Below are 26,089 nucleotides of genomic sequence, written 5' to 3'. Positions count from 1 at the left end.
GGTTACGGCACTCGCGGCTTATTTTAGGGTAGCAATAAACTGATCCGATTCGGCAATGGCACTGTTCATCTCTTTGATCAGGCGATTGATTTCGGTTTGCAAACTGGTGAATTCACCACCGATGGCACTGATGGCTGAGGCGTTCAGGTTGTGCTTTAGGTACAGCTGATTGTCGTTTAAGCGTTTGAGGATCGGTTCCATCTTCGCTTCCGCGCGGCGCATCGCTTTGAGCATGGTGTCGTACCGACGGCGAGTATCGCGCAGTTGCTTTTCGCTGCTGCGACGCAGATTGGCGGATTGATACTGCGCCAGTTCATCTTGCCATTCGTCAAACATCGCTTCGGCCACGCTATCAACCGCATCAATGCGGCTGCTGACCTCGTCGGCGGCGGCTTGGGCGTCGTCGTACTCGCCCTTGACGGTGTCGTACACATTTTCCAGATCGCCGCCATCAAAGGCCACTAAGGTTTTCAGCTGCTCTAGGGCGCTGCTGAACTGTTGCTGCGCTTCTTGCTGGCTCTCTTGGGTGTCTTCCACCCGATCGACCAGAATTTCGCGCTTATGGTAGCCCACCTTTTCGGCGGCGGCGTAGTAGGCGCTTTGGCAACCACTGAGGGTAAGCAACGCGGCTAAGATCAGAATTCGCATGGGGACTCCGTTACGGCTTAAATTTGGCGGCATCGATGATGCACCAGATGTGCAGCGGGATAACCACAATGTAGGGGATAAACAGCAGCCACGGACCAATGGCGTAGCCACCGGCGACGAAGATGAAGAACAGGATGGCGGCTAAAATACGCCCCTGCACCAATTGGCCGAGGCCGGGAAAGAAGAAGCTACAGATGGCGGCAATGACATTACCGGCGGAGCCTTGTTCAGCCATGACGTTGATTTCCTTATGTTCGCACACGCATTTAACGGATATGTTGCCTTAATGTTGTACACTGCGCCAGAGCAAATAAAGAGGTAAGAACATGGATTGGCGAACCCGGATCGGGCAGTGGCGCTGGCAACAACTGTTGGGCTTTGGCCCCTATGTGATTAAGCGCTGCCAAAACCACGGTTTGCAGATAACCGCCGGCCATTTGGCCTACGTTACTCTGCTGAGTTTGGTGCCGTTGTTGTCGGTGGGGTTGTCGATCTTTTCGGCGTTTCCTGGCTTTGCGGGCACTCGGGCGAAACTGGAAGGCTTTGTGTTTAACAACTTCATTCCCGCGGCGGGGGATGTAGTACAACAGTACATGGGCCAGTTTGTTGATAATGCCTCGAAGATGACCGCAGTGGGGGTGTTGTCGTTGGCGGTGATCGCGTTGTTGTTGATCGGCAACATCGATAAATCCCTGAATCGGATCTTTGCCATTAAACAGGCGCGACGCTGGGTGGTGTCGTTTTCGCTGTATTGGATGATCCTAACCATGGGCCCCATTTTGATTGGTGCCAGCATTGCCGCCACCACCTATGTGTTTTCCCTGCAGCTGTTTTTAGATCCGAATGTCTCTGGGCTCTACACCTTTTTGATCTCGAAACTGCCGTTCTTACTGTCGGTTAGCGCCTTCGGTTTGTTGTATCTGTTGGTGCCCAATACGCGGGTGCGGGTGTCGCATGCGGCGGTGGGGGCGGTTGTGGCGGCGTTGTTGTTTGAGGCCGGTAAGAAAGGCTTCGCGTGGTACGTCACGACCTTTCCCTCTTATGAAGCGATCTACGGGGCCCTCGCGGTCATCCCCATTTTATTTGTGTGGGTTTATCTGTCGTGGTTGATTGTGTTGTTTGGTGCCACGGTAACGGCGGCGTTACCGGAGTATTTTGCTAGCCGACCGAAAGATTTTGTTGAAGATCCACAGGCTCCCTCGACAAGCGTGCACCAATAGGCTGAAGATAGGCGCTTTTTAGGGGAAGCCGGATGATTGCGTTGATCCAGCGAGTGCGCCACGCCAAGGTGGAAGTGGCCGATGAAGTGGTGGGGCAAATTGATGGCGGCCTGCTGGTGCTACTGGGGGTAGAGCAGGGCGACGACGACGCCAAGCTGAAAAAGCTGGCGGATAAGGTCATGAAGTACCGGATCTTCGCTGATGCCGACGACAAGATGAACCTGAACGTGCGCCAAGCGGGCGGCAGTTTGTTGGTGGTGAGCCAGTTTACCTTGGCAGCCGACACCGAGCGCGGCCTGCGGCCGAGCTTTTCCTGCGCCGCTCACCCCAGTGACGCGCAGCGGATGTACGATAAGTTTGTTGCCTATTGCCGCAGCACCGACATGGGCGTGGCCACCGGCCAGTTTGGTGCCGACATGCAGGTGTCGCTGCAAAATGATGGCCCCGTAACCTTCAGCTTAAAGGTGTAATGATGGCGTCTGCGTTGCTGACTCAATTAACCCAGTTATGGCACGACGGGATCCCCTTGGCGAAAGCGATGGGGATCCGCGCCGACGCGTTTGAAGATGGCCGCTTTACCACCACGCTGCCGTTTGCGGCCAACCAAAACCACCATCAAAGCCAATTTGCGGGCAGCATCTACAGCCAGTGCACATTAACGGGCTGGGGCCGAGTGTGGTTGGCGCTGCAAGCGCAGGGGTTGGATGGCGCGATTGTGTTGGCCCATGGCGACATTCGTTACCGCAAGCCGGTGCTCAGCGCATTGCCTTGCGTGTGCACTGCTTCAGAGCTGGATCTCAGCGCCCTGCGAGCCGGTAGGAATGCCAAGATCAGCCTAACGGTGCAGATCGGCGATTGTGCCGAGTTTGTTGGTGATTACGTGGTGATGGCACCGCGTTAGTGTCGGCGCCACAGAGCAAACGAAAACGCCCCTTGAGTGATGGCACTCAAGGGGCGTTTTGGGTTTGAGGATCCGACCAAGCGGTTACTCGTTCAACGCGCCTTTAAAGCGGCTGAGCAGTGATTTGATCTTGCGGGTGTTGGTTGGCCCCATGCGGATCATCACTTTTTGCGCGTCGCTGCGGGCTTCCAGATCTTCATCCACAAACTGGTAGTTCACGCTGGGGCTGGTTAAGGCCAGCGGCTGATCCAGCTCTGGCGCATTGAGCACCTGATCCATGGCGCTAAACAGGGTGCTGCGAAATTGCCCTTGGGGGTAGCCCAGCTCTTGATAGGCTTGCTCTAACAGCGGTTCCAGCAGCAAAAACTGATCCCGCAGCTTGGTTTCATCCAATCGATACAGGAAGTCCGCCAGTTGATCGAAGCGGCGGTAGCCTTCGGGATCCAGATAGATGCCGTTGCTCAGCTCCAGCACCGGAAAGGGTTCGGTCATGCGGCTGAGCGGCCCTTGGGCCCGCATCACTTCACCGGCGGTTAAGTTATCGACAAACACCGCAATACGGCGCAGCAGGTTGTCTTGTTTTAGCGCGTTGCCAATTTGCATGCCGTCGGCCACCGCATCGATGGCATCCAGCGTGATGGGATCGGACTCGTTCAGCGAGGGCAGAGGTTCGGGCTCGGGCTCAGGCTCCGCTGCTACTGCGGGTTCGGGGGCGACGATCGCCACCGGTTCGGGCTCAGGCTCCGGTTCCGGTTCAATTACCGGCTCTACTGGCAGCGGTTCGATCGGCAGCGTTGGCTCGGCGATCACCACCGGGGCAATGGGCTCTGGGGTGGGGGCTGGCTCATCTTGGCCACTGAGAAAGTACCAGCCGACGCCACAGGCGATAGCGGTAAGCAGCAGGAAGCCCACTGCGATCTGACTGATGTTGCTGTTGGTGCTGTTGTCGTCTGAATACATACTTGAGGACTACCTGAGCAAAGATGAAGAACCATTGTGGCTAACTGATAGACACTGTCTAGCTGAAAGCGTTGCAAAATTTATCGTGATCACGCTTGAGAATAGATCTCTCGCCCCGCAAGCCAGCGGTCGATGATGGCTGGCACCCGCTCTGGGTGGTGGCTCATGATGTGGGCGGCCAGGCGCTGCACTTGCGGGATCAAGTCGGCATCGCGCACCAAATCGGCAATTTTCATCTCGGCCAAACCGGTTTGGCGCGTTCCCAGCACTTCACCGGGGCCGCGGATTTCCAGATCTCGCTGGGCGATCAGGAAGCCATCGTTACTTTGGCGCAGCACCCCTAAGCGCGCCTGAGCGGTTTTAGACAGCGGTGCGTGATACAGCAGCACGCAGTGGCTGGCGACACTGCCACGGCCTACGCGCCCCCGCAGCTGGTGCAGTTGCGCCAAGCCGAGCCGCTCTGGGTTTTCGATGATCATTAAGCTGGAGTTTGGCACATCCACCCCCACTTCAATCACGGTGGTGGCCACCAACAGGTGCAGTTCACCGGCTTTGAAGCGCTGCATCACCGCCTGTTTTTCATCGGCTTTCATGCGGCCGTGCACTAAGCCGATGTTGAGTTCACTCAGTCGTTCGGCCAGTTCGGTGGCGGTGTCTTCGGCGGCTTGGCATTGCAGCACGTCGGATTCGTCAATCAAGGTGCAAACCCAGTAGGCTTGGCGCCCGGCCACGCACGCTTGGCGCACCCGCTCGATGACGTCGTCGCGGCGGGTATCGCCAATGGCAACGGTGGTGATGGGGGTACGCCCCGGCGGCAGTTCATCGATCACCGACACATCCAGATCGGCGTAGGCGGTCATGGCAAGGGTGCGCGGAATGGGGGTGGCGGTCATGATCAGCTGATGGGGGTAACGCCCCTCTTTGTGGCCTTTCTCGCGCAGCTCAAGCCGCTGGTGCACCCCAAAACGGTGTTGTTCATCCACAATCGCCAGCGCGAGGTGATCAAACTCAACCTGCGCTTGGAAGATGGCGTGGGTGCCCACCACCATTTTGGCGCTGCCGGATTGGATCGCCTCCAATGCCGCTTGCCGCGCTTTGCCTTTCAACTTGCCCGCCAACCACGCCACTTCGATCCCAAGGGGTTCAAACCAATGACGAAAGGCGATGGCGTGTTGCTCGGCCAGCAGCTCGGTGGGCGCCATCAGTGCCACTTGATGGCCATTGCCGATCACCGTCAGCGCCGCTAAGGCCGCCACCAAGGTTTTGCCCGAGCCGACATCCCCTTGCACCAAGCGCATCATTGGTTCGGCAAGGCCAAGATCGGCACGAATGTCGGTCAGCACCCGCGCTTGAGCGCCGGTTGGGCTAAAGGGCAGCTGCGCTAAAAAGGCTTGCTCTAACTGGGGATCGAGCCGTTGTGGCAGCGCATGCTGGCCGCCACATTGTTGCCGCAGTTGCAGCATCGACAGGTTTTGCGCCAGTAACTCTTCCAAGGCCAAGCGTTGCTGCGCTGGGTGTTGGCCATCCAGCAGCAACTGCTGATCGGCGTCGGGATCTGGGCGGTGCACGTATTGCAGGGCTTGCGACAACGACAGTTGATCCGGATAGAGCCCTGCGGGCAGCAATTCGGGCAACGGGTGGTGTTTTAGCAGCAACAGCGCTTCGGTGGTGAGTTTACGCAGCCCCGCTTGCTTCAGCCCTTCGGTGCTGGGGTAGATCGGGGTTAGGGCGTCTTCCAACAGTGGGTGGGTGCGTTCGCCCAGAATGTGGTATTCCGGATGGACAATTTCAGCGCCCTTTTGGCCGGCGCGAATTTCGCCAAAGGCGCGCACCCGTGCGCCCACTTTAAAGCCCTCTTTTTGGGCGGCGGCAAAGTTAAAAAAGCGCAGGGTGATGCTGCCGCTGTCTTCCACCAACGTGACCGTAAGCATGCGCTTACGGCCGTAGCTGATGTGGGCATCCACCACGTCGCCTTCAACGGTGGAATGTTGCCCGGGCAGTACCGAGGCCACCGGCCACACTTGGGTGCGATCTTCGTAACGCAGCGGCAGATGGAACAGCAGATCCTGAACGGTACGCACCCCAAGGCGAGCCAGTTTTTCAGCCAGTTTGTCGCCCACGCCTTTTAAGGTGGTGATGGGCAGTTCCGCCAAGGCGTCGCTGGTGGCAGTGGTCACGGTGCGGTTCCAAATGTACTGTGTATTTATCCAGATAGTACCACTGCCGCTCAGTCAGATCAGCCCCTTATCTGAAGGTGCTGTTACTGTGTTTGCCAGCAGATCTGTTCTTGGCGAATGTCGCCAATCAAATCGGTAAAGCGCTGCTCCAGCACATGCCGTTTGATTTTTAGGGTGGGGGTAAGCACCTCGTTTTCGACTGTCCAAGGATCGGTGACCAGCAACGCGCCGCCTAAGGTGGCGTGGCTTTCCATCACTTGGTTGACTTGACGGATGGTGGCTTGCAGTGAGTTTTCGACCTCGGTTGGTGCCAGCAACTGCGCCCCTTCGGTTAATTGGATCAACGCCACGGGGTAGGGTTGGCCAGAGCCAATCACGCACACCAGCTCGATGTTGGGATCCTGCGCCAGCTGCCGCTCGATTGGCACTGGTGCAACGTATTTGCCCTTGGCGGTTTTGAAGTTGTCTTTAATGCGGCCGGTGATCGACATATAGCCATCGGCGTCGATCTGGGCTTGATCGCCGGTGCGAAAGAAGCCGTCGTCGTCAAAGGCCTCGGCGGTGGCAGCGTCGTTTTGGTAATAGCCGCTGAACAGTGCTGGGCTTTTAAACAGCAGTTCTTGATTGTCCCCCAGTTTGATTTCGCAGTGGCGCGGTGGCTTGCCCACGGTGCCAATTTTGTCTGCCCGAAAGGGGGCACTGAGGGTGCCAAGACCGGCGTTTTCGGTCATGCCCCAGGCTTCCGAGATGTCCATGCCGATGCGGCGATACCAATTCAGCAGTGCCGGCGAGACCGGCGCCGAGCCACAACCGAGCAAGCGCGCTTGATCCAGCCCCAGTTCTTTGCGAATTTTGGCCGCCACCAAGCCCTTGATCAGCGGCAGCGAAAGCGCCAGCTTTAACTTGCTGTGGCCCACCTTGTCGATGATGTTTTGGCGGAACACCGTCCATAACCGTGGTACCGACAGGAACAGTGTTGGGGTGGCGATCTGCACGTCTTCGACAAAGGTTTGCAGGCTTTCGACAAAAAATACGGTGGCGCCGCTGGCCAGGGCGCTGCCTTCGATGTAACTGCGCTCGGTGATGTGCGCTAACGGCAGGTAGCTGATCACTCGGTCGGTGCTGGTGGCTCCCAGCTCGGTGGCGATGATGTCGATGGCAAAGCTGTAAGCGCCGTAAGTGAGCAGGGCGCCTTTGGGGTTGCCGGTGCTGCCAGAGGTATAGATGATGGTCATCAGATCGGCGGGCATGGCGATGTCGGCGGTCATCGGCTCGGCCATGGTCAGCAGCTGCGACCATTGGTATTGGCATGGCAGCGTGGGGTGGTTCATGTCGAACCGCAGCATGCTGTCGGGGATCGCCGCTTGCAGGGCATCTGGGTTATCCAGCTTGCCCAAAAAAATCGCCTTGGCGCCGGAGTGATTCAACACATAACGAACGGTGTCGGCGCTGGCGGTGGGGTAGATCGGCACGCTGATGAAGCCACCGGCTTGTAAGGCCAGATCGGTAATAAACCATTCGGCGCAATTCTTCGACAGGATCGCCACTTTGTCGCCGGGCTGCAGCCCCAGTTGCTGCAGCGCCGCGGCCAGTGCGTTGACTTGCTGTTGGGCTTGGCCCCAAGTGGTGTCGTGCAGTTGGCGATCTCGGGGTTGGCGTAGCCAGATCTGATCCGGTTGTTGGGCAGCCCAATGGGCCAAACGTTGCAAAGGCAGTTGCGGTTGTGTGGTCATAAACCCTATCCGTGCTGATGTCGCCGCCATCGATGCATCATCGATAACACTGCCTAGCGAAAGTGAGTGGAGCCTTGTTGTACAACTAAAGTGCTACATCCACAGTCGCTTTGGCAATGGTTTCAGCCAGATAGATTAAAAAAGCGGCCATTTAGGCCGCTGTGTAAAGGGGTGAGCTTGGCTTAACGGTCGCCCTCGCTGGATTCGTCATCCAGGTGCTGCCACGCGTCTTTGTTCATCTGCACCTTTTGCCACCATTGCTCATCTGCCTCGATCTGCCCTTGTTCATCAATGCGTGGGTAGGGCAGCTGTTTTTGGCGACAGATCTTGGCAAAAATGGGGTGGCCGCCTTCAAACAAAATGCGCTGACAGCGGTCGTTATCGATGGTGCGCTTGCCGTATTGGCCGTTGTCGCTGCGCTGGCGTTGGGCTTCATACAAGATCAACGCCGCGGCCACAGACACGTTCAGCGATTGCACCATGCCCACCATCGGCACTATTACTTCGTGATCCGCGAGGCTCAGTGCTTCATCGCTGATGCCATCGCGTTCGTTGCCCATCATCAGCACCGTGGGTTTGGTGTAATCGATCTGGCGGTAATCCACGGCAGAGTCAGACAGGTTGGTTACCACCACCTGCATGCCTTGGGCTTTAAATTGCGCTACTGCAGCGGCGGTGCTGTGGTGGCTGTGGATGTCGATCCACTGACCCGAGCCCGAGGCTTTGTGGTTGGAGATCCGCTGGTACTCTTCGGCCCAGATGGCGTGCACATCGCTGATCCCAACCGCATCGGCGGTGCGAATGACTGCGGATAGGTTATGGGGTTTATGGATCTGCTCTAAGCATAGGGTTAGATCGATTTGGCGATTGTCGAGCATCGCGTTGATGCGGGCGAGGCGTTCTGGGCTCATGGTTTTTCCGTTGCGAGAGCCGATGCCGATAAGTCAGCGTGGGCTTCTTATGGGGATCGGTAACTGGGTTGCGAGAGTAAATACAATAACGGGGGCCGAAGCCCCCGTTATGCGCTGGATCGGGTGCGAAATTACAGCACCATTACGCCATCCATTTCGACCAATACGTCTTTTGGCAGCTGCTTTACGCCAATCGCGGCGCGAGCGGGGTAGGGCTGCTGGAAGTATTGGCTCATTACGTCGTTTACTTTGGCAAAGTTGGCCAAGTCCAACATGAAGATGTTCAGCTTAACGATGTCTTGCAAGGAACCGCCGGCGGCTTCACATACCGCTTTTAAGTTCTCGAATACCTGTACCACTTGGCTGTCAAAATCTTCACCGGCTTTTTCCATGGTCTTTGGATCCAAAGGGATCTGACCCGACAGGTAAACGGTGTCGTCTACCCGTACTGCTTGGGAGTAAGTACCAATCGCCGCAGGGGCGTTGTCGGTGGCGATAATCACTTTTTCTGCCATGTTGCTTCCTTAATTTCGGCTTCGAGACGCCTTGAGTACATCCGGCATCACCCGGATTTTACGCAATACGTTGGCCAAATGATCACGACCAGAAACGGTCAAGACCATGTTGATGGCGTAGGTACGGCCGTCTCGATCTTCAGTATTGAGATTTTGAATGTTGGCGTCGGTGCTGGCCACAACCGAGGTTAACTTGGCTAACACACCTTGGTGGTTGATGATCTCCACCCGCAGTTCCGTAAGATATTCTGCTTCTACGTCGTCCGTCCACTCTACCGGTAGGAATTTCTCCGGTTCGGTTTCCAGGTTTTTGACGATATTGCGACAGGTATCAATATGAACCACCAATCCTTTGCCGGGGCTGACGTGTGCCACGACGTCATCGCCTTCAATTGGGCGGCAACATTTGGCAAAGGTTACCAGCATCCCTTCGGCGCCTTTGATCGGCAGCTTATCTTTGCCGTTGGTGAGCATTTCGGTTTCGCCGCGCAATCGCTGCGCCACAACCAAGCTCATCACATCGCCTAAACCGATGGCCGACAGCAGATCGTCTTGGCTGCGATAGTTGTATTCGGCCAACACCGCATTGAGCTTATCGGGATCGATCTCGTCTAAGCGCACATCGCCCAAGGCGTGATTGAGCAGCCGCCGACCCAAGGTGACCGATTCGGTTTGTTCCACGCTTTTCAGTACATGGCGGATCTTGGCGCGGGCTTTACCGGTAACGGCAAAGTTAAGCCAAGCGGCGTTAGGACGAGCCCCAGGCGCGGTAATGATCTCAACGGTTTGGCCAGAGATCAGCGCCTTGGAAAGCGGGTAGGCTTGGCGGTTAACGCGCGCCCCCACGCATTCGTTGCCAACGTCGGTGTGGACCGCATAGGCAAAGTCGACCGCGGTGGCACCGGCAGGCAGTTCCAGAATTCGGCCTTTCGGGCTGAACACGTAGATCTCGTCTGGGAACATGTCGTTCTTAACGCTTTCGATGAATTCAAACGAGTTACCGGCGCTTTGTTGCAGCTCCAGCAGGGTTTGCATCCATTTGCGGGCGCGGATCTGGGCGGTGGTACCGGCGTTGTCTTCGTCGCTTTTGTACATCCAGTGGGCGGCAACGCCTCGATCGGCCATTTGATCCATGTCATCGGTACGGATCTGCACCTCGACTGGCACCTGATGGGGGCCAAATAATGAGGTGTGCAGGCTTTGGTAGCCGTTGGCTTTGGGGATGGCGATGTAATCTTTAAAGCGGCCCGGGCGCGGTTTGTAGAGGGTATGCATGGCACCTAAGACGCGATAACAGGTATCGATGTCGTCCACGGTGATCCGAAACGCGTAGATGTCCATCACGTCTTGGAACTGCAGCTCTTTGTTGACCATCTTGTTGTAGATGGAGAACAGGTTTTTTTCGCGGCCTTGCACGGTGGCGTTGATGGAAGCGTCTTCAAGGCGGCCACTGATGGCAGACTCGATGATGTTCATCAACTCTTTGCGATTACCCCGAGCGGCGGAAACCACCTCTTTAAGAACGCGGTAACGCATTGGGTAAAGTGCACGAAAACCCAGATCTTCCAGTTCGTTTTTAACGTTATGGATGCCGAGGCGATTGGCCAAGGGCACGTAGATCTCGAGGGTTTCACGGGCGATGCGGCGTTTTTTATCCGGGCGTAACGAGCCCAGCGTGCGCATGTTGTGTGTGCGGTCGGCGAGTTTGATCAAGATAACCCGAATGTCCTGCACCATGGCCATGACCATTTTGCGGAAGTTTTCGGCTTGAGCTTCTTCGCGATCGCGAAATTTGAGTTTATCGAGCTTGGATACCCCTTCCACCAATTCCGCTACGGCATCGCCAAACAGCGCGGCCAAATCTTCTTTGGTGGCGGGTGTATCTTCGATGACGTCGTGCAGCAAGGCCGCCATCAGCGTTTCGTGGTCTAAACGCATTTCACCCAGTATGCGGGCAACCGCAACTGGGTGAGTGATGTAGGGATCGCCACTGGAGCGCATCTGCCCATCGTGAGCGTCCCGGGCGGTGATGTAAGCTTGGGTAAGCTGCTCCACCTGCTCGGGTTCAAGATAACTGGCGGCCAGTTCCTTTAGGCTTTCAAACAGGTACAACGGCGACCTCCCAAATTACAGAGTACGACCCTCTGCAATTGCAGCTACGGCAGCCAGTTCAGCGGCTTCTTTTTCGCGCTCAGCTTGGCGCTCTTGTTCGTCCAGAGTGCTGGAGGTGATCAAGCCTTGCTCGATCTCACGCAGTGCCACCACGGTGGACTTGTCGTTTTCCTCATCAACCAACGCTTCTTTGCCTTGTACAGACAGTTGGCGGGCGCGGCGAGCAGCGACCAGGATCAGGTCAAAACGGTTGCCGATTTGATTTACGGCGTCTTCTACAGTAACCCGTGCCATTACGAGGAACTCCTGTGTCTAAACGATTAAAAAAATGACGCAAAAGTGTACATGAAAAGCGTTATTGCGACAATAACTCTGCAAGCATAACACTGTGCGCTTCCGCCTGCCTAGCCAAGCGGTTACGTTGGGTTTGAACGATGGCCTGCAGTTCGGTCAGGGCCACGTCAAAATCTTCGTTGACGATGACGTAATCAAACTCATCGAAGTGGGACATCTCTGCCACCGCTTCTGCCATCCGTCCTGCAATCACTTCGGCGCTGTCTTGGCCGCGGCTGTTCAGCCGACGTTCCAACTCAACGCGTGATGGTGGCAGAATAAACACCCCAACCGCATCCGGTAGCAGCGTTGTTACTTGGCGGGCACCCTGCCAATCAATGTCTAAAAACACATCAATGCCATTGTCCAGTGTCTGTTCAATGGTGACTTTAGAGGTGCCGTAATAGTTGCCAAATACTTCGGCGTATTCGAAGAAGTTACCCTGTTCGATCTGCGCTTTAAACTGCTCTACCGAAACAAAATGGTAGTGCACGCCGTCAACTTCACCGGGGCGTGGGGCACGAGTGGTGTGCGACACGGACACTTGCATGTCGGCGGGTTGGTCTTTCAGCAATGCGCTGATCAGTGATGATTTGCCTGCGCCACTGGGGGCGGCAAGAATAAACAGGTTGCCACGACGAGCCATGGTGAATGCGATCCTGACGTTTTGGGCTTAAGAGTAAGCCGTGCAAAGTCCCATTCCGAGCGCTTGGTGCTTGGAATAAAATAAAGCGCGCAACTTTACCACGGGCGGCGGCATTGACCAACCGCTGTGGTGGGCTTTCGTGCTGAGAATGCGCGCCCGCCGTTGTGTTATCAGTATATGTGCCCTAACGGCGGTTGCTGCGTGGTGCCTGCAACGAAGAGCAAACCGTTGGCTGGTCTGGCTATGGTTACTGGGAGTTGCGCTGCCGAGCGAGGCTGAAAAAAGCTCGAACCGGAATGCATGGCTTTATCGATAACGGCGATTGAAATTGTCGGTTTTATCAGCAGCGCGCAAGCCGGTTATGATGGCGCCATTGAACAGCATTAATCGGTTTCAGTGCATGCGCCGAGTCTGTATCAACAGCCATCCCTTGGTAAAAGAGCTGCGTTTTTCGCGGCTCTTTTTTTGGTTATGGGCTGAGGCTAATTCGAATTAGTTGGCAGTGAAAAGTCGATAACCGTGATTGATATTGTTGATTTTACCAACAATCAAAGTTTGAGTACTCTGCCGTTATCGAAGCAAACGCGGTCAACGTCAGCAGCGTAGTTACCTTGTTTAGTTAAGATCATCATCTCCGTGTCGAAGAAAATACCAGCCATTGTGCTGGTATTTTTTTGCCTGATTTTTAGCTTCAGGGGGCAATTTGCGGTGACGTTAGCAGTAAAGGCGCTGCCATGATCTAAATCATGTTTTGGGGTTAAGAGTGGCAGTGTAAATCGATTATGGTGATTCAAAGCCTCCGTTATCGTCTGCGACCCCCCTTGGGTAAGCTAGCGACCATTCAAAATGAGCAACGGAACCGATGATGACCACTAACTTAATTGGCCTTGACCAACAAGGCGCGACCCAACTGGCCACCAACCTCAACCAGCTGCTGGCAAACTACCAAGTGTTGTATATGAACGTGCGTGGTTTCCATTGGAATGTGCGCGGTGCAAACTTCTTTGAACTGCACGCCAAGTTTGAAGAGATCTACGATCAGTTGCTGCTAAAAGTGGATGAACTGGCGGAGCGGATTTTGACCTTGGGGGGCGAGCCACTGCATGGCTTCTCTGACTACTTGGTGTTGGCGCAGATTGCGGAAAGCAAAGACGTGTCCGATGGCCACGTGGCGATTGAACACATCTTGGCGGCCTATCAGTTGCTGCTGACCCAGCAGCGACGGTTGTTGGCGCAAGCGGGAGAATTAGGCGATGAAGGCACCGCGGCTCTGCTGGGGGATTACGTGAGCCAGCAAGAGAAAGAGATCTGGATGCTGGCTGCTTACCAGGGGCGCCGTGCCTAAGCGCGGCGGTTGAACCGAGCGGCAATCAAAAACGCCCCAGCATGCTGGGGCGCTTTGCGGGTTAACTAACGCTGGCAGGCAGTGCGGCGGGATCGCTGCTGGCCAACTCCAGTTGGGCTTTATCCACCATCTCCGCAGGCAACTCTTTGCTGACCGATACGCCCAGATCCTTAAACTCCGCCGCTTGTTTGATCAGGTTGCCACGGCCGTGATACAGCTGCCCCAACGCTTTATCGTAACTGCTGCGGGCGTTGTCCATCTGCTTGCCAACTTGCTCCATCGACACCAAGAATGTGCGCAGTTTGTCGTAGAACTTCTCGGCGCGATTGGCCAATTCGGCGGTGTGTTTGTTTTGATCTTCAAAGCGCCACAACTGCCGCACAATGTTAAGGCTGGTCAGCAAGGTGGTTGGGGTCGCCACCAAGATGTTTTGCTCCAGCGCCCGCTGGAACAGGGTTTCATCGGCTTTGAGCGCTTCGACGTAGGCCGATTCCACCGGAATAAACATGATCACCACCTCGGGCGAATTCAGCCCCGGCAGCTTGCAGTAGTTTTTGCTGGCCAGTTCGCTGATCCGATCTTGCACCGCTTCCGCATGCTGCTTCAGCGCAGTGCTGCGCGCCAGCTCATCTTCGGTGTTGACGTAGCGGGTGTAGGCGTTAAGCGAGGTTTTGGCGTCGATCACCAGATGCTTATCTTGCGGCAGGTACACCACCGCATCTGGGCGCAGGCGGCCTTCGTCGGTATTGAAGCTTTGCTCGCGTTGATAATCGGTGCCCAACCGCAGCCCGGCGTTATCAAGCACGTTTTCCAGCATCAGCTCGCCCCAGTTGCCCTGCACCTTCTTTTGCCCTTGCAGTGCCGTGGTGAGTCGATCCGCCTGTTGGTTGATCGCTTGGTTGAGCTGCTGCAGGTTTTCCAGTTCGGTGCGCAGCTTGGTGCGTTGCTCGGTTTCTTGGGTGTGGATGGTTTCCACTTTCTCTTTAAAGCCTTTTAGCTCGGCGTGGATCGGCGACAAGATATTGGCCATGCTCTCTTTGTTCATGGCGCTAAAGGCTTGGCCTTTTCGGTCTAAGATCTCGCTCGCCAGCTGCTCAAATTGCTTGGTCAGCTGCGCTTTGCTCTGCTCCAGCAGCTGCATCTGCTCGGTAAAGTGGTGTTGTTTCTCTTGCAGCGAGGTTTTGATCTCTTGGTTGTCGCTGGTGAGGCTTAATACCCGCGCATGGGCGCTTTCCAGTTTCTCGGTGGCGCTGGCCAGCTCGGATTTCAGTTCCTGTTCACGCTGCTGCCATTGCTGCTGCTGGGTGTTGAAGCTCAGCTGCTTCTCTTCCAATGCGGTTTGGCCCTGCTTCACCTGACCTTCTAACAAGCTGCTTAAACGACTCTGCTTGTCTAACCGCGCCGATAGTTCTTGTTCTTGTTGGCGCAAGCGGTGCAGTTGTTCGGTGCTGTGCTTCAATTCGATATCGGCACTGGCCACCACGGTTTTTAGCCGAGCGTGTTCATCCTGCGCGTCTTGCCACTGCAACTCAATATCCATTAGCCGATCGCACTGTTGCTGCAACAACGCCAATTGTTGGCGCTGATCGCTCAGATCGTCCTGCGCCTCGTCAAGATGTTGTTGCAGCTGCGCTAGGGGGCGTCGACCAAGGTAATAACCTAAGCCGGTGACGCTGGCGGCAATGGCAGCCAGCAGTAATTTCAGTTCGATGGTGGCGGCCAGTAGGGGAGTGAAGTCCATAAGGATCTCGATATTAATTGAAAGGGTTACGCTGTCTGCCCACCTTACTCAATCTGGATCCGCTGGCCAAACGGCAGCGCAACAAAAGGGCCAATCGCAGCAAGGTGTTAGTGTTTTCCTAACGCGCAGGCAATAAAAAGCCCCGTTGGATAACAGGGCTTAGTGCTGTGCGAAAGCGGGGTTACTCGATGTTTTGGATCTGCTTATGGGGTAGCTTGATTTTCGCGTTGTTTAACGTGCTTTTGGCGGTGATTTGGATTGTTAAGGTGACTTCCAGTAACCCATTTAGTAACCACAAGTGTAGTGAGTCCACATGCCCTTGGGCACTCATGCTAAGCTCACAGACTGCATTTTCATCAGCACTAATCTTGAGTGCTGGAAGGTCATGGGTGGCATTCATGTTGGATGGCTTTGTGCACATCAGAGTAAAGGCTCAAAAACTCATATACCTGACCATTCCAAAGTTTTTCGCTCTGCTTAAACTGCAGCTTTATTTCATCAAAGATAACATCTGACACTGAATTTATAGGTGTCAGCTGAGGAGATTTTTTATTCGGGTACAACTCTACAAGATAGCTGCTTAAATCACCTCTTGAGCCAAATTTATCTTTAGACATTGTTGAAACTTCATCAAGTATTTCAGAAATGCTTTTGTTGGTGGCTTTTGCGATATCCAATAGATGTTCTAATTCCGATATTGATGCATAAAATACACGGTCTAAGCTAATAGGCATGTGGCATGTTTCGTCGAGGATGAGATTTTCCAGATCACTGTTTATGCTTCCGTCTAAATCTCGTGCTGTACAGATCATGAAATTTTGATGGGTTACTATTATTGAGTATATGTTAGCATTAAGGGTTACTAATTCTGACATTTTTGATGCACATTCCTGCGCTTGGATTATTCCCTTGATGAAACTACCTTTTAGTCTATCTTCAACATCTTTTTTATTGTCTGTTGTTTTGATCAAGATAGTAGGTTCAATTGCTTTTGAGTCTATAAAAACATGGCCATTAGGTTCATTGATTATAAAATCAACCACTTTTCCACTAGTTGAGTTTGAGCGGTACTTATTAATTATATCCTTTTCGATAATGTAACTTAAATTATGAATATTAAATAAATTATCGACATAAACTTCTAGAGCGCTGCCAAACTCCGTCTTGAAATCCTCATTCATCTCATACTTCAGGGTGTTAACTAGTAGATTGGCTACCCCAAGAGAAAAAACATTACGACTAAATGTGATCGCATGATGATTGCTATAGATGAAGGGCTTGAGAGCTAAAGGACTGTCTTCAAAGTACTCCCACCTTGGATGATGAGCTTGTTTGTATCTTTCAAAAAAATCCTCGCAGCCCTCTAATGGCATACCAATGAACTTGAGGTAAGAAGATATCTTGTCATTGCAATAGTGAGGGCTTAATCTAATTAGAATGTCTCCTATAGATACATGGGAGGATTCTTTCTGCTCGTTTTGATTAATCCATATTATTAACAAAAAGGATATTTTTATATAGTCATCTATGGAGACGCCAGATATCGAGGTAAATTTTTCATTTAGGATTTCGTTGTCGTTAAACCATATGTGCTGACGGCAAAGCTGAGACAAGTACATTTCTTTAGTCTGCTGGTAAGATAACTGTTGTCTCAAAAACGGCTTTATCGAAAATAAAGCATCGTCGCCTCTATTTAACTTCAGGGCATGTGACTGCAAATTCCATATTTTGTTAATGATTCGTCTGAATTCATCAGTCGTAATTTCTGTTTGCGATTGTTTTTTTTGTGAGGTGAATTTCCACTTTAAGGCAAGCAATATAACCCACGGCATACTAGATGCGGGATGTTCTGTCTTTGATGATAAATAGTTAAATGCGGCATTGACAAAAGAAATATCAGTATATCTTCCTAAGTCATCAATTATGCTTGCTGCTCTTGTTTGATAGCTCATGGTCATCCCTTATCTAGCATTGCTAGCTGAAACTGTCTTTCTTGAGTATTGCATTCAGCCATTGCTCCGTTCTGTCTGGACGGGCATCTTCGGTTACCCAGAATTCGATTAGCTCTAAGTCTTCTAGGGGCTGGATTAAGTCTGCCAGCATACCCTCATTAAGATCAGTGAAGTGACGCCCATCTTTGAATCGCTCTGATTCGCCATACTTGAAGGACACGTACCAGATACCTTGGGGCTTTAGAGCTGTGGCTAGGCGTTCGAGTGAAGCTGCCAGTTCGGCATGTGGCACATGGAGTAGAGATGCGCATGTCCAGATCCCGTCATATTCTTCTTGGCTGTAGATCTCATTAAACAGCTTGAGCTGAACGGGTAGTCCAGTTAGCTCCGTAGCCATCTCAACCATCTTGGGAGATGCATCTAGAGCATCAACTTCGTAGCCCATCTCTAAGAATGCTTTGCTATCGCGACCGGAGCCGCCCCCAGCATCCAGTAGGCGAGCACCTTTAGGCAAGTGCTTGGTGAACCTCTGGTAAAGGGCGGACATATCTACATTGACCGTATTTTCAAAGAAACTGGCGGCGTTTTCATCGTAGAAGTTGGTGGTCATGGTTAGCATTTGTTGTTCAATACGGTGATTAATCGACGGAAGAATGGATCAGTTGCTGGGTTGTAGCTTTCGCTACCTCCCCAGTAGTTGCTGCCGAGCACGAGCTTTACGTTGTCATAGTGCTTTGTGAGTGCCTTGGCTCGTCTAGTTGGGGTCGTGCCGAGAGCTGTTGCTATCTTCTGTTTCCACGGATGATTGCTGCCCATAATATTCTCGTTACGAGCAATCAGCTTCTGTATGAAATGAGCGCCTACTAGCTTGTCGGACTTGAGTAGGTTGCAGTCAGCATGACTCAACACCAGATTCCAGATTTCGTCATGACAAAGCACTTGGCGAGGCAAGACGTGGTCAACGTGAATATCATCCCCTAGTGGTTCTCCGCAGTAGAAACAGGTGTTGCCTTGGTAGCCATTTAAGAACGGGATATTGGAGGTAAGGGCTTGCCGCTCGTATCCGCCCTCCAGATAGATATCACGGATATCGTTGGCAAGATGGAACTGACTCTGGCTGATTGAGAAGGCTCCTTCCAGTAAGCTCCAACGCGCCACGATTTCGCTATCGAGCTCATTGATAAGGTTGTGGTCAAAAGCCAGCAACGAGTCTTTGAGCTCTAGTTTTTGGCCTTTGTGGAAGTCGTAGAAGTGGCCTTTGACCAACTCTTTGTTAGTGCCAATGGTTTGGAAACGGGGGATAACGTCATCAAACGCTTTCTCGGCCACACGCTCAACCGCTTCGGCATGGGTTAGCTTGCCGATGCGATGCTCTTTGACGATACGCTCCATAACCGTCATTCGAGATGGATTGGCCTGTTGAGGCATTGGATTGTTGCTGAGTCTTTCTAGGTATTGGCCGAAGTAGGCATGTGCTAGTTCATGCCAATCTACGGTTGTCTTACCTTGCTTTGCAAAATCGAGCAGGGTGCGAGCAAGCCCCATTTTATATGTGGCAGCATTCAAACCAAACAGGATAATCCCTTTCCAGTAATCCGCGTCTTCGAACTGTTTTTGAACCATTGCACCCTCACTTAACTGAGGGGGTATCTTCGTCCGTTTATGTGCAAGGATCAATTAGGCTATGCATAGGGGCGCTCTGTAGGTGATTCAGACAGTTGCCTACTCGTTTCCTTACACACTCGCCAGACCTTAAGAAAGCCTTTATCTGCTTGTCGTTCATAAGTCATCCCTAGACTTGTGACTAGAGCTGCGAAACTTTCTTTGTGCTGCGCTCAGATATGGTTCTAGTCACTGTTTATTGCCTGACTGTAGCAATAACTTACGAACAATCACAAACAATAAAGCCATCAAAAAATGATGGCTTTCAGTGACTTGTTACAACATTCTGGCGCTGGCGAACATCACTCGATGTTCTGGATCTGCTCGCGCATTTGCTCAATCAGTACTTTCAGTTCTACCGCGGCGGCGGTGATGTCGGCGCTGATGGATTTGGACGCTAAGGTGTTCGCTTCGCGGTTGAACTCTTGCATCATAAAGTCCAAACGACGGCCACAGGCGCCGCCTTTTTTCAGCACTTTTTTGGTTTCAGTAACGTGGGCGTCGAGGCGGTCGAGCTCTTCCGCTACGTCTAACTTTTGCGCCAGTAAAATCATCTCTTGTTCTATGCGAGCCGGATCGAGGCTGTCTTTTACTTCCGCCAATTTGTCGGTCAGGCGCTGACGCTGCCATGCCATCACTTCGGGCATCCGTTCGCGCACGTAGGCGGCTTGAGTAGTGATCGCATCAAGACGCTGCTGGATCATGGTTTCCAGTGCTTCGCCTTCGCGGCCACGGGCGGCTAAAAATTCGCTAACCACATCATCAAACTTAACCAGCAACTCTTTGCTGATCTCGTCCATATCTTGGCTGCTGCCTTCCAGTACGCCAGGCCACTTCAGCAGATCCACCAACTGGATCTGGCCGATACCGGCCATGGTGTGCAGTTCGTTGGCTTTATCCACCAGCTGCTGCGCCAGAGAGTGATTCATCTGCAGGGTGTCGGTTTTCTGGGCCAGATCAAAACGCAGGTTTACTTCGACTTTACCGCGTGCCAAGCGCTTACGCAGGCGCTCGCGCAAAACCGGCTCTAGGCTGCGCAGCTGCTCTGGCAGGCGCAGGTAGGTTTCAAGGTAACGTTGGTTTACGGAGCGAATTTCCCACGAGGCGGAGCCCCAATCGGCTTTTACTTCACCGCGGCCGTAGGCGGTCATTGAATGGATCATTGTCGATACGCTCTGGCAAAAAAGATGCCCTGAGTATATCGGGCTGAACCGAGCTGGGGTAGTCGGGGCGCCAAACCGCCGCGGTTGGCATCAAAAAATAAACGATAAATTAGCGGCTTGGCTGCGATTAAGTGCTCGCCTTGATTGCAATTGTTAATGAATGGTCGCTATCTTGTTGAAAAAATAAAGTGCGGGACAAATGATGAGGGTGTTTTTTTTACTGCTGGCGCTCTGCTTGAGTGGCTGTCAGTCAACGCCGAAGCTGACGAAGGCGGAGAAGATCGCGCAGCAACAAGCCGAGGCCGTTGCCTTGGCGGACAAAGCCAGTGCTGAGCTCAATGATCGGGGTCACCGCTACCGAGACATTACCTACCAAGCCTATTTGCAGTCGTTAATGCAGCGGTTAACCACTGCGGAGGAGCGGCAGCAGTACTCATTGCAGCTGTTTCTTTCCAGCAACCCGTTGGTGAACGCGTTTGCGTTCCCTAATGGCGACATCTACATCCAGCTGGGTCTGTTAACCATCACCGATAACGAAGCCGAGTTGGCGTTTGTGTTGGCCCATGAAATTGAGCATGTGTTGCAAGAGCATGGCCGGATCACCCGTACCCAGCGCAGCAAAACCATGGTCTCGGCCCACATTCTTGATCTGCTGACCTTTGGCACCGGTTTGGCGTACTTACCGGCGATTTCAGAGTTGTCGTCCCACAGCAAAGAGATGGAGTTCCAAGCGGATAAAGCCGGACTGGAGCGCTGGCAGCGGGCGGGGTTTAGTCACCCACAAATTACCGAGGTGTTGGCCCGTTTGAATAACGGCGAAGTGCCGCGCGACGATTGGTTTGCTTATCGCACCCATCCGGAGAACAGCGAGCGGGTGTTGGCCTTAGCGCCATTACTTAAGCCAGCTGAGCTGAGCCCTAATCCTGAGGGCTTTGACACTGAAATGCAGCGGATCCGCCTGCAAGCCACCGGCATGAAGTTAAAGCGGCGTTTGTATTTCTCGGCCCTGCGCGATGCGGCTCAGCTTTCTTCACCGTGGCGCGAGCTGTTTGAAGCCGAAGCGTGGCTGGGATTGGCGCAATACCCTCGGCCCGCGGCTCGAGAAAAAGCGTGGTTAATGGATGAAGATGCAGAGGATTGGCAAGCGCAGATAGAGGCCAAAAAAGAGCAATATTTGCAGCAAGCCCAAGCGCACGTGACGGCGGTCGGGGCAGAGAGTCCAGTGTATGCCCGCAGCCAGCGAGTGCGAGGCGATGTGGAGCGACTGCTGGGCAATAACGACGCGGCGCGAACCGCCTACCAACGTTTTTTAACGCTGAGTGAAAGCCCAGCAGAACAAGCTTATGTACGCACGTTAATAGAAAAACTATAAGGATATTTAAGGATGAAGATGTTCTCTCAGATGCGCGTTGCGTTGACTGCGCTGGTGGCGATAGCGCTGCTTAGCGGTTGTTCGGTAACGTCGGTACGCATGCACGAAGATCATGCCCAACACACGCAAGACTACCAACGGATCGCCATTGTGCCGCCGGTGGTTGAGATGAAGTTGGTGAACTTTGACGGCGAAGGCGAACGCCTTACCCCCCAAGAAGATGCGATCCGCAGCCAATTGATTGCCGAGGCGAGCAGCAAATTAACCGCTCGGGGCTTTACCCCAGTCGTGGTTGAGCGCGAACGCATGCTGGCCCAGTTTGCTGACTTTAATGTGGACGTGGCGAACCTGCGTGAAAGCTACCAAAGCATTGCCGCGAACTTGTACACCGGCAAAGCGGTGAATGAGAAAAAGGTTGCGAGCTTTCGCCAGTCGGTTGGTGAAGCGGCCAGTGTGGTGGCGCACAGCACCAACAGCGACGCCATCTTGTTGTTGAAGTACACCGGCTGGGAGAAATCCAAAGGCTCGGTTGCGAAAGACATGGCGGCCTCGATCTTGGTTGGGGTGCTGACCGCAGGGGCTGTGGTGCCAGTGCAGGCGATGAGCGGCGAAAGCGTGGAAGCGGCGCTGATTGATGGCGACAGCGGCGATGTGGTTTGGGCCAATGTTTTTGCCGGTGCGGATAATAGCGGCGGCGCGGTTTCGGCTAATTTAACCGAACTGCAGCGGCTGCAAACGGAAGCGCAACCCGTAGCAGAAATCGCCGAAACCGAAGCGAAAAAGAAGCTTTGATCCGGTAAGTTTTGCACAGGAAAAGGCGGCGCATCTGCGCCGCCTTTTCCGTTATAATGCCAGCCAATTTCCCCAATCAGGTTAAATCTTATGCGCTCTAACGGCAGAACGGCGGCTCAAGCTCGCCCGGTAACCATCACCCGCAATTTCACTGCTCACGCCGAAGGTTCGGTGCTGATCGAATTTGGCAACACCAAGGTGATCTGTACTGCCAGCGTGGAAGAGGGCGTGCCGCGCTTCTTACGTGGTCAGGGCCAAGGTTGGATCACCGCCGAATACGGCATGCTGCCGCGCGCAACCCACAGCCGTAATGGCCGTGAAGCCGCCCGTGGTAAACAGTCTGGCCGCACCCAAGAGATCCAGCGCTTGATTGGTCGCAGCTTGCGTACTGCGGTTGATCTGAAGGCATTGGGCGAATACACCATCACCATTGATTGTGACGTGATCCAAGCCGATGGCGGCACCCGCACCGCGTCCATTACCGGCGCTTGTGTGGCGTTGATGGATGCCATCGATAGCTTAAAAGCCAAAGGTAAGCTGAAAGTCTCGCCACTGAAGCAGCAGATCGCCGCGGTATCGGTGGGCATTGTGAATGGCCAGCCGGTGTGTGATTTGGATTACAAAGAAGATTCCAGCGCCGAAACCGACATGAACGTCGTGATGGCGGAAGATGGCCGCTTCATTGAAGTGCAGGGCACCGCCGAAGGCGAACCGTTTAGCTTTGATGAGATGAACGCGATGATGGCGTTGGCGAAAGAGGGCATTGAGCAATTAATTGCCGCCCAGAAGGCCGCCTACAACGGCCACTAATTCTAATAATGAAGCGGCCAATGAGCCGCTTTTTTTTGCTTAAAAATAGCGATAAAACAGGAGCGAAAGTGAAACCCTACCAACAACAATTTATTGAATTCGCACTGAACCGTAATGTACTGCGCTTTGGCGAGTTCACTTTGAAATCCGGGCGCACCAGCCCCTATTTCTTTAATGCCGGTTTATTCAATCGCGGCAGCGATCTGGCCCAACTGGGGCGCTTTTATGCCGCCGCGTTGATGGACGCGGGCATCGATTTTGATCTGCTGTTTGGCCCGGCTTATAAGGGCATCCCTATCGCCACCACCACCGCAGTGGCACTGGCGGATCAGCACAACTTGGATCTGCCGTACTGCTTTAACCGCAAAGAGAAAAAAGATCACGGTGAAGGCGGTAACTTGGTGGGCGCCGAGCTAAGCGGCAAGGTGATGCTGGTGGATGATGTGATCACCGCCGGTACCGCCATTCGCGAATCGATGCAGATCATTCAAGCCAATAACGCCGAGCTGGCAGGGGTGCTGATTGCGCTGGATCGGCAAGAGAAAGGCCAAGGCGAGTTGTCGGCCATTCAAGAAGTGGAGCGCGACTTTGGCTGCGCGGTGGTGTCGATCATCACCTTAGGCGATCTGATCGCTTACTTAGAGACCCAGCCGGGCCGCGAAGCAGAGCTGGCGTCGGTCAGTGCCTACCGCGAACAGTACGGCATCGCCTAACTGGCCACCGGCTGCACAGCAAAAAGGGCGCTCAAATGAGCGCCCTTTTTAATGGATTGTACCGGCAGCGGCAGTTAACTTTGCAGCAACTGCTTGCGGATAAAGGCCCACTGCTCGGAAAAGTTGGCGGTAGGCAGATCTTGAAAATCACTGCGAACAAACTGCGCGATGCGGCCTTCGGCCCACGCCAGCAGCAAGTTGGCCAACATCCCTTCTTCTAAGTAAAAGCCTTGGCCTTCGCGCAGGCTTTTTTCCCGCAGGGCCTGCTTCAGCTGAGTTTCAATCTTGTTGAACAGCAGATGAATGCGTTCGCGTAGGCGCTCTTGCTCATTCACCAGCGCATCGCCGGTTAAAATGCGGGTGATGCCGGGGTTGCGTTCAGCAAAGGTCAGCAGCAGCTGCAAGATCAACTGGATGCGGTTCATGGTGTCTTTTTCATCCACCAAGATCAGGTTGATCCGCGACAGCAGCGAGTCTTCAATAAACTCGATTAAGCCTTCAAACATGCGCGCTTTGGAAGGAAAGTGGCGGTACAGCGCCGCTTCCGATACGCCTACCTCTTTGGCCAAAGCAGCGGTGGTGATGCGCTTGCCCGGTGAGGTTTCCAGCATCCGCGCGAGGCTTTCTAGAATGTGGTCGCGGCGATTTTTTTTGTTATTGGTGGTGGCCATGATGGATCTCGTTATTACTTGGTACCGGAGTGGCCAAAGCCACCTTCGCCACGATCTGAGGCGTCAAATTCGTCAACAATATTAAATTGCGCTTGCACCACTGGCACAAACATCAGCTGGGCGATGCGCTCGCCGGGTTCCATGGTGAAGCTGTCGGTGCCGCGGTTCCAGCAAGATACGAACAGCTGCCCTTGGTAATCGGAGTCGATTAAGCCAACCAAGTTACCCAGCACAATGCCTTTTTTATGGCCCAGGCCAGAGCGCGGCAAAATGGTGGCGGCTAAACCAGGATCGCCAATGTGGATTGCCATGCCGGTTGGGACTAACTCAGTTTGACCCGGCTCTAGGGTGAGCGGTGCGTCTAACATGGCGCGCAGATCCATGCCGGCTGAGCCCGGTGTTGCGTAGTCAGGCAGCGGCCATTCGGTACCCAAACGAGGGTCGAGAATCTTCAGTTCAATTGGCGTTTTCATTGGCAGGCAGTCGGTCCGCGATGGTGGTAAGTAATAATCGGGCTTGTTCAGCTTTACTGCTGTGGCCCAAGCTGCGTTCGCCGTTGTGCCAGTAGAGGATCAGGGCATTGTTGTCGGCATTGAAGCCTTGGCCTGATTTAGACACATCGTTAGCGGCGATCAGATCAAGCTTTTTGCGGCTCAATTTATCGCGGGCGTATTGTTCCACATTGTGGGTTTCAGCGGCAAATCCAACGGTGTAAGGGCGGGCGCTGTGGCTGGCAACGGTGGCCAAAATGTCGGGATTTCGCACTAACTCAATGGTCATGCTGTCTTTCGACTTTTTGATCTTACCTTCAGCCACGGTGGCGGCGCGGTAATCTGCTACGGCAGCGCAGCCGATAAAAATATCCTGCTGTTCTACCTGTGCCAGCACCGCATCCAACATTTGTTGGGCGGATTCCACGTTAATGCGCGTTACGCCAGCGGGGGTTGGCAGGGCAACTGGCCCAGCAATCACGGTGACTTCTGCCCCTAACTGGGTGGCTTGCTCTGCCAAGGCAAAGCCCATTTTTCCGGAGCTGTGGTTGGAGATATAACGCACCGGATCCAGTGCCTCACGGGTGGGACCGGCCGTGAGTAACAGTTTCTTGCCCGCCAACAACTGCGGTTGCTGCTGTTGCTGCGCCCAATGGGCGGCAATCTCTTCCGCTTCTGGCATTCGGCCGGGGCCGACGTCGCCACAGGCTTGATCGCCACTGGCGGGGCCGTACAGTTCTACCCCACGCTGCGCCAACAGCGTCAGATTGGCTTGGGTCGCTGGGTGCTGGTACATCACCTTGTTCATTGCTGGGCACACCATGACCGGCGCTTCAGTGGCCAACACGCAGGTGGTCAGCAGATCGTCGGCCATCCCGTGGGCTAAGCGCGCAATCAGGTTGGCACTGGCGGGGGCGATGATCACTTGATCCGCCCAGCGGGCTAAATCGATGTGGCCCATGGCGGATTCCGTGGCGGGATCCAGCACATCGTGCACCACCGGATAACCCGACACCGCCTGCAGCGACATCTCGGTAACAAAGGCTTTGGCGCCTTGGGTGAGAACCACACGAACGTCGGCGCCTTGATCGCGCAGGCGTCGGACTAAATTAGGGGCTTTATAGGCGGCGATGCCACCACTGATCCCAAGCAGGATCTTAGGCTTGGATTGACTCATGTTGATGCCGGTTTGCGTTTAGTGGGAGTAACATACCACAGCGC

Annotated in this window: 26 protein-coding genes; 8 read left to right on the top strand and 18 right to left on the bottom strand. The window is 53.9% G+C overall.

Annotated features, from left to right (window positions below; genetic code table 11):
* Positions 1-18: 18 nt before the first annotated feature.
* Both Q0796_RS04965 and Q0796_RS04960 read right to left on the bottom strand, forming a co-directional pair.
* Positions 19-648 (bottom strand): DUF2959 domain-containing protein, encoded by a 630-nt coding sequence (locus tag Q0796_RS04965; protein WP_298440762.1) that lies wholly within the window; start codon positions 646-648, stop codon positions 19-21.
* A gap of 10 nt (positions 649-658) precedes the next feature.
* Positions 659-883, bottom strand: coding sequence for a hypothetical protein (locus Q0796_RS04960; protein WP_298440760.1), 225 nt, complete (start codon positions 881-883; stop codon positions 659-661).
* 91 nt (positions 884-974) lie between these two features.
* Between Q0796_RS04960 and Q0796_RS04955 the strand changes: the two genes are divergently transcribed.
* From Q0796_RS04955 to Q0796_RS04945, 3 genes are read left to right on the top strand one after another with little or no spacing between them, the layout of a single operon-like run.
* A complete protein-coding gene (locus Q0796_RS04955; RefSeq protein WP_298440758.1) occupies positions 975-1,868 on the top strand; it encodes a virulence factor BrkB family protein in 894 nt (297 codons plus the stop codon).
* Between the two features lie 32 nt (positions 1,869-1,900).
* Positions 1,901-2,338 (top strand): D-aminoacyl-tRNA deacylase, encoded by a 438-nt coding sequence (dtd, locus tag Q0796_RS04950; RefSeq protein WP_298440756.1) that lies wholly within the window; start codon positions 1,901-1,903, stop codon positions 2,336-2,338.
* A 2-nt stretch (positions 2,339-2,340) separates the two neighbouring features.
* Positions 2,341-2,769: a YiiD C-terminal domain-containing protein gene (locus tag Q0796_RS04945; protein WP_298440755.1), complete on the top strand. Its 429-nt coding sequence runs from the start codon at positions 2,341-2,343 to the stop codon at positions 2,767-2,769.
* 84 nt (positions 2,770-2,853) lie between these two features.
* On the opposite strand, the gene Q0796_RS04940 is transcribed toward Q0796_RS04945, so the two are convergent.
* The 8 genes from Q0796_RS04940 to gmk form a co-directional block, all read right to left on the bottom strand.
* On the bottom strand, positions 2,854-3,729 hold the full coding sequence (locus tag Q0796_RS04940) for a DUF3014 domain-containing protein (RefSeq protein WP_298440754.1): 876 nt from the start codon (positions 3,727-3,729) through the stop codon (positions 2,854-2,856).
* An 89-nt stretch (positions 3,730-3,818) separates the two neighbouring features.
* Complete coding sequence (recG, locus tag Q0796_RS04935) at positions 3,819-5,906, bottom strand: ATP-dependent DNA helicase RecG (protein WP_298440752.1); 2,088 nt, start codon at positions 5,904-5,906, stop codon at positions 3,819-3,821.
* A gap of 83 nt (positions 5,907-5,989) precedes the next feature.
* Positions 5,990-7,639, bottom strand: a complete 1,650-nt coding sequence (locus Q0796_RS04930; RefSeq protein WP_298440751.1) for an AMP-binding protein — start codon at positions 7,637-7,639, stop codon at positions 5,990-5,992.
* Between the two features lie 182 nt (positions 7,640-7,821).
* Positions 7,822-8,550, bottom strand: a complete 729-nt coding sequence (trmH, locus tag Q0796_RS04925) for a tRNA (guanosine(18)-2'-O)-methyltransferase TrmH (protein WP_298440750.1) — start codon at positions 8,548-8,550, stop codon at positions 7,822-7,824.
* A gap of 131 nt (positions 8,551-8,681) precedes the next feature.
* A complete protein-coding gene (locus Q0796_RS04920) occupies positions 8,682-9,065 on the bottom strand; it encodes a RidA family protein (protein WP_298440749.1) in 384 nt (127 codons plus the stop codon).
* 9 nt (positions 9,066-9,074) lie between these two features.
* Positions 9,075-11,177: a bifunctional GTP diphosphokinase/guanosine-3',5'-bis pyrophosphate 3'-pyrophosphohydrolase gene (gene spoT / locus Q0796_RS04915; protein WP_298440747.1), complete on the bottom strand. Its 2,103-nt coding sequence runs from the start codon at positions 11,175-11,177 to the stop codon at positions 9,075-9,077.
* A 15-nt stretch (positions 11,178-11,192) separates the two neighbouring features.
* A complete protein-coding gene (gene rpoZ, locus Q0796_RS04910) occupies positions 11,193-11,471 on the bottom strand; it encodes a DNA-directed RNA polymerase subunit omega (protein WP_298440745.1) in 279 nt (92 codons plus the stop codon).
* Positions 11,472-11,532: 61 nt separating this feature from the next.
* On the bottom strand, positions 11,533-12,156 hold the full coding sequence (gmk, locus tag Q0796_RS04905) for a guanylate kinase (RefSeq protein ID WP_298440743.1): 624 nt from the start codon (positions 12,154-12,156) through the stop codon (positions 11,533-11,535).
* Between the two features lie 862 nt (positions 12,157-13,018).
* Here gmk and Q0796_RS04900 point away from each other — a divergent pair.
* A complete protein-coding gene (locus Q0796_RS04900; RefSeq protein ID WP_298440741.1) occupies positions 13,019-13,501 on the top strand; it encodes a Dps family protein in 483 nt (160 codons plus the stop codon).
* Positions 13,502-13,562: 61 nt separating this feature from the next.
* On the opposite strand, the gene rmuC is transcribed toward Q0796_RS04900, so the two are convergent.
* The 5 genes from rmuC to Q0796_RS04875 form a co-directional block, all read right to left on the bottom strand.
* Entirely contained in the window at positions 13,563-15,242 is a 1,680-nt protein-coding gene (gene rmuC / locus Q0796_RS04895) for a DNA recombination protein RmuC (protein ID WP_298440739.1), read from the bottom strand.
* A 383-nt stretch (positions 15,243-15,625) separates the two neighbouring features.
* Positions 15,626-17,194, bottom strand: a complete 1,569-nt coding sequence (locus Q0796_RS04890; RefSeq protein ID WP_298440737.1) for a hypothetical protein — start codon at positions 17,192-17,194, stop codon at positions 15,626-15,628.
* Positions 17,195-17,216: 22 nt separating this feature from the next.
* On the bottom strand, positions 17,217-17,813 hold the full coding sequence (locus Q0796_RS04885) for a class I SAM-dependent methyltransferase (RefSeq protein ID WP_298440735.1): 597 nt from the start codon (positions 17,811-17,813) through the stop codon (positions 17,217-17,219).
* Positions 17,807-18,817 (bottom strand): HNH endonuclease domain-containing protein, encoded by a 1,011-nt coding sequence (locus Q0796_RS04880; protein ID WP_298440733.1) that lies wholly within the window; start codon positions 18,815-18,817, stop codon positions 17,807-17,809. Before Q0796_RS04880 ends, Q0796_RS04885 begins: the two co-directional genes overlap by 7 nt.
* Positions 18,818-19,158: 341 nt before the next feature.
* On the bottom strand, positions 19,159-20,019 hold the full coding sequence (locus Q0796_RS04875) for a YicC/YloC family endoribonuclease (protein ID WP_298440731.1): 861 nt from the start codon (positions 20,017-20,019) through the stop codon (positions 19,159-19,161).
* Between the two features lie 199 nt (positions 20,020-20,218).
* Between Q0796_RS04875 and Q0796_RS04870 the strand changes: the two genes are divergently transcribed.
* From Q0796_RS04870 to pyrE, 4 genes are all read left to right on the top strand, one after another.
* A complete protein-coding gene (locus tag Q0796_RS04870) occupies positions 20,219-21,391 on the top strand; it encodes a M48 family metallopeptidase (RefSeq protein WP_298440730.1) in 1,173 nt (390 codons plus the stop codon).
* Between the two features lie 12 nt (positions 21,392-21,403).
* Positions 21,404-22,183, top strand: a complete 780-nt coding sequence (locus Q0796_RS04865; RefSeq protein WP_298440729.1) for a hypothetical protein — start codon at positions 21,404-21,406, stop codon at positions 22,181-22,183.
* A 90-nt stretch (positions 22,184-22,273) separates the two neighbouring features.
* Entirely contained in the window at positions 22,274-22,993 is a 720-nt protein-coding gene (gene rph / locus Q0796_RS04860) for a ribonuclease PH (RefSeq protein ID WP_298440728.1), read from the top strand.
* 68 nt (positions 22,994-23,061) lie between these two features.
* Positions 23,062-23,706 (top strand): orotate phosphoribosyltransferase, encoded by a 645-nt coding sequence (gene pyrE / locus Q0796_RS04855; protein WP_298440871.1) that lies wholly within the window; start codon positions 23,062-23,064, stop codon positions 23,704-23,706.
* A gap of 74 nt (positions 23,707-23,780) precedes the next feature.
* Here the strand turns inward: pyrE and slmA are convergent, their stop codons facing one another.
* The 3 genes from slmA to coaBC are packed head-to-tail and all read right to left on the bottom strand — an operon-like array spanning position 23,781 to position 26,045.
* On the bottom strand, positions 23,781-24,377 hold the full coding sequence (gene slmA, locus Q0796_RS04850; protein ID WP_298440726.1) for a nucleoid occlusion factor SlmA: 597 nt from the start codon (positions 24,375-24,377) through the stop codon (positions 23,781-23,783).
* Positions 24,378-24,391: 14 nt separating this feature from the next.
* A complete protein-coding gene (gene dut, locus Q0796_RS04845) occupies positions 24,392-24,850 on the bottom strand; it encodes a dUTP diphosphatase (protein ID WP_298440725.1) in 459 nt (152 codons plus the stop codon).
* A complete protein-coding gene (gene coaBC, locus Q0796_RS04840; protein ID WP_298440724.1) occupies positions 24,834-26,045 on the bottom strand; it encodes a bifunctional phosphopantothenoylcysteine decarboxylase/phosphopantothenate--cysteine ligase CoaBC in 1,212 nt (403 codons plus the stop codon). The genes dut and coaBC overlap by 17 nt, the downstream gene beginning before the upstream one ends.
* Positions 26,046-26,089 lie beyond the last annotated feature (44 nt).

The sequence above is a fragment of the uncultured Ferrimonas sp. genome (genome assembly GCF_947489035.1).
Lineage (GTDB): Bacteria > Pseudomonadota > Gammaproteobacteria > Enterobacterales > Shewanellaceae > Ferrimonas.
Note: the sequence above shows the minus strand (reverse complement) of the source record. Positions and strands in the feature narration are given on the sequence as shown.

Bases quoted from the DNA above. Each gene is read 5' to 3' on its own strand.
- Q0796_RS04965 (WP_298440762.1), bottom strand. From the start codon at position 648: ATGCGAATTCTGATCTTAGCCGCGTTGCTTACCCTCAGTGGTTGCCAA.
- Q0796_RS04960 (WP_298440760.1), bottom strand. From the start codon at position 883: ATGGCTGAACAAGGCTCCGCCGGTAATGTCATTGCCGCCATCTGTAGC.
- Q0796_RS04955 (WP_298440758.1), top strand. From the start codon at position 975: ATGGATTGGCGAACCCGGATCGGGCAGTGGCGCTGGCAACAACTGTTG.
- dtd (WP_298440756.1), top strand. From the start codon at position 1,901: ATGATTGCGTTGATCCAGCGAGTGCGCCACGCCAAGGTGGAAGTGGCC.
- Q0796_RS04945 (WP_298440755.1), top strand. From the start codon at position 2,341: ATGGCGTCTGCGTTGCTGACTCAATTAACCCAGTTATGGCACGACGGG.
- Q0796_RS04940 (WP_298440754.1), bottom strand. From the start codon at position 3,729: ATGTATTCAGACGACAACAGCACCAACAGCAACATCAGTCAGATCGCA.
- Q0796_RS04930 (WP_298440751.1), bottom strand. From the start codon at position 7,639: ATGACCACACAACCGCAACTGCCTTTGCAACGTTTGGCCCATTGGGCT.
- trmH (WP_298440750.1), bottom strand. From the start codon at position 8,550: ATGAGCCCAGAACGCCTCGCCCGCATCAACGCGATGCTCGACAATCGC.
- Q0796_RS04920 (WP_298440749.1), bottom strand. From the start codon at position 9,065: ATGGCAGAAAAAGTGATTATCGCCACCGACAACGCCCCTGCGGCGATT.
- rpoZ (WP_298440745.1), bottom strand. From the start codon at position 11,471: ATGGCACGGGTTACTGTAGAAGACGCCGTAAATCAAATCGGCAACCGT.
- gmk (WP_298440743.1), bottom strand. From the start codon at position 12,156: ATGGCTCGTCGTGGCAACCTGTTTATTCTTGCCGCCCCCAGTGGCGCA.
- Q0796_RS04900 (WP_298440741.1), top strand. From the start codon at position 13,019: ATGATGACCACTAACTTAATTGGCCTTGACCAACAAGGCGCGACCCAA.
- rmuC (WP_298440739.1), bottom strand. From the start codon at position 15,242: ATGGACTTCACTCCCCTACTGGCCGCCACCATCGAACTGAAATTACTG.
- Q0796_RS04890 (WP_298440737.1), bottom strand. From the start codon at position 17,194: ATGAGCTATCAAACAAGAGCAGCAAGCATAATTGATGACTTAGGAAGA.
- Q0796_RS04885 (WP_298440735.1), bottom strand. From the start codon at position 17,813: ATGCTAACCATGACCACCAACTTCTACGATGAAAACGCCGCCAGTTTC.
- Q0796_RS04880 (WP_298440733.1), bottom strand. From the start codon at position 18,817: ATGGTTCAAAAACAGTTCGAAGACGCGGATTACTGGAAAGGGATTATC.
- Q0796_RS04875 (WP_298440731.1), bottom strand. From the start codon at position 20,019: ATGATCCATTCAATGACCGCCTACGGCCGCGGTGAAGTAAAAGCCGAT.
- Q0796_RS04870 (WP_298440730.1), top strand. From the start codon at position 20,219: ATGATGAGGGTGTTTTTTTTACTGCTGGCGCTCTGCTTGAGTGGCTGT.
- Q0796_RS04865 (WP_298440729.1), top strand. From the start codon at position 21,404: ATGAAGATGTTCTCTCAGATGCGCGTTGCGTTGACTGCGCTGGTGGCG.
- rph (WP_298440728.1), top strand. From the start codon at position 22,274: ATGCGCTCTAACGGCAGAACGGCGGCTCAAGCTCGCCCGGTAACCATC.
- slmA (WP_298440726.1), bottom strand. From the start codon at position 24,377: ATGGCCACCACCAATAACAAAAAAAATCGCCGCGACCACATTCTAGAA.
- dut (WP_298440725.1), bottom strand. From the start codon at position 24,850: ATGAAAACGCCAATTGAACTGAAGATTCTCGACCCTCGTTTGGGTACC.
- coaBC (WP_298440724.1), bottom strand. From the start codon at position 26,045: ATGAGTCAATCCAAGCCTAAGATCCTGCTTGGGATCAGTGGTGGCATC.